2 protein-coding genes are annotated in these 1,930 nt (G+C 72.5%); both read left to right on the top strand.

Going from position 1 to position 1,930, the window contains the following annotated elements:
* On the top strand, positions 1–349 hold a 349-nt coding region (locus CCN42_RS36915; RefSeq protein ID WP_422641247.1), incomplete at its 5' end, for an AtuA-related protein.
* On the top strand, positions 346–1,930 hold a 1,585-nt coding region (locus CCN42_RS36910; RefSeq protein ID WP_245877636.1), incomplete at its 3' end, for an acyl-CoA carboxylase subunit beta. The genes CCN42_RS36915 and CCN42_RS36910, both read left to right, overlap by 4 nt.

The following is a 1,930-nucleotide window of genomic DNA, read 5'->3' as shown; positions in this document are numbered from 1 at the left end:
GCCGCTGCCGCCCGGCCCCACCCGCCGCGCGCCCCTCGGTCTCGTCGTGGGGGCCCGCAGCGGGGACAAGGGCGGCAACGCCAACGTCGGGGTGTGGGCGCGGACGGACGAGGCCTGGCGGTGGCTGGCCCACACCCTCACCGTGGACGCCCTCCGGCGGCTGCTGCCCGAGACCGCCGAGCTGACCGTCGTACGCCACACCCTCCCGAACCTGCGCGCCCTGAACTTCGTCGTCGAGGGGATCCTCGGCGCCGGGGTCGCCGCCCGGCACCGCTTCGACCCGCAGGGCAAGGCCCTCGGCGAATGGCTGCGCTCCCGCCACCTGGACATCCCGGAGGCCCTGCTGTGACGGTTCTTCCGTCCGCTCTGGACACCCAAGGCCCCGCCTACGCGGCGAACCGCGAGGCCATGCTCGCCAAGCTCGCCGCACTCGACGCCGAGCACGCCAAGGCCCTCGCGGGCGGCGGCGAGAAGTACGTCGAGCGGCACCGGCGGCGCGGCAAGCTGCTCGCCCGTGAGCGCATCGAGCTGCTGCTCGACCCGGACACGCCGTTCCTGGAGCTGTCCCCGCTGGCCGCGTGGGGGAGCGAGTACGCCGTGGGGGCCTCCCTGGTCACCGGCATCGGTGTCGTCGAGGGCGTGGAGTGCCTGATCACCGCCAACGACCCGACCGTGCGCGGCGGCGCCAGCAACCCCTGGTCGCTGAGGAAGGCGCTCCGCGCGAACGACATCGCGCTGGCCAACCGGCTGCCCTGCATCAGCCTGGTGGAGTCGGGCGGGGCGGACCTGCCGTCCCAGAAGGAGATCTTCGTCCCCGGCGGGGCGATCTTCCGCGACCTCACACGGCTGTCCGCCGCCGGGATCCCCACGATCGCGGTCGTCTTCGGCAACTCGACCGCCGGGGGCGCGTACGTGCCCGGCATGTCCGACCACGTGATCATGGTCAAGGAGCGCGCGAAGGTGTTCCTCGGCGGGCCGCCGCTGGTGAAGATGGCCACCGGGGAGGAGAGCGACGACGAGTCGCTGGGCGGTGCCGGGATGCACGCGCGGGTGTCCGGCCTCGCCGACCACTTCGCCGTCGACGAGCCCGACGCCCTGCGGCAGGCCCGGCGGGTCGTCGCCCGGCTCAACCACCGCAAGGCGTACCCGGATCCGGGGCCCGCCGAGCCGCCGAAGTACGACCCGGAGGAGCTGCTGGGCATCGTCCCCGGCGACCTGAAGATCCCCTTCGACCCGCGCGAGGTGATCGCCCGGCTCGTCGACGGCTCCGACTTCGACGAGTTCAAGCCGCTGTACGGCACCAGCCTGGCCACCGGCTGGGCGAGCCTGCACGGCTACCCCGTCGGCATCCTCGCCAACGCCCAGGGGGTCCTGTTCAGCGAGGAGTCCCAGAAGGCCGCCCAGTTCATCCAGCTCGCCAACCAGCGCGACATCCCGCTGCTGTTCCTGCACAACACCACCGGCTACATGGTCGGCGGCCGCTACGAGCAGGGCGGGATCATCAAGCACGGCGCGATGATGATCAACGCGGTGAGCAACTCGCGGGTCCCGCACCTGTCCGTGCTGATGGGCGCCTCCTACGGCGCCGGGCACTACGGCATGTGCGGACGCGCCTACGACCCGCGCTTCCTGTTCGCCTGGCCCAGCGCCAAGTCGGCCGTCATGGGCCCGCAGCAGCTCGCGGGCGTCCTGTCGATCGTCGCCCGGCAGTCCGCCGCCGCCAAGGGGCAGCCGTACGACGACGACGCGGACGCCGCCCTGCGCGCCATGGTGGAGCAGCAGATCGAGTCCGAGTCGCTGCCGATGTTCCTGTCCGGACGGCTCTACGACGACGGCGTCATCGACCCGCGCGACACCCGCACCGTCCTCCAGCAGATGGCCACTCACACCGACCACAACGGCCTCCACCGCGGTGAACAGTTCGCCCAGC

It is taken from the genome of Streptomyces glaucescens (assembly GCF_002154375.1).
Taxonomy (GTDB): Bacteria; Actinomycetota; Actinomycetes; order Streptomycetales; family Streptomycetaceae; genus Streptomyces; species Streptomyces glaucescens.
Note: the sequence above shows the minus strand (reverse complement) of the source record. Positions and strands in the feature narration are given on the sequence as shown.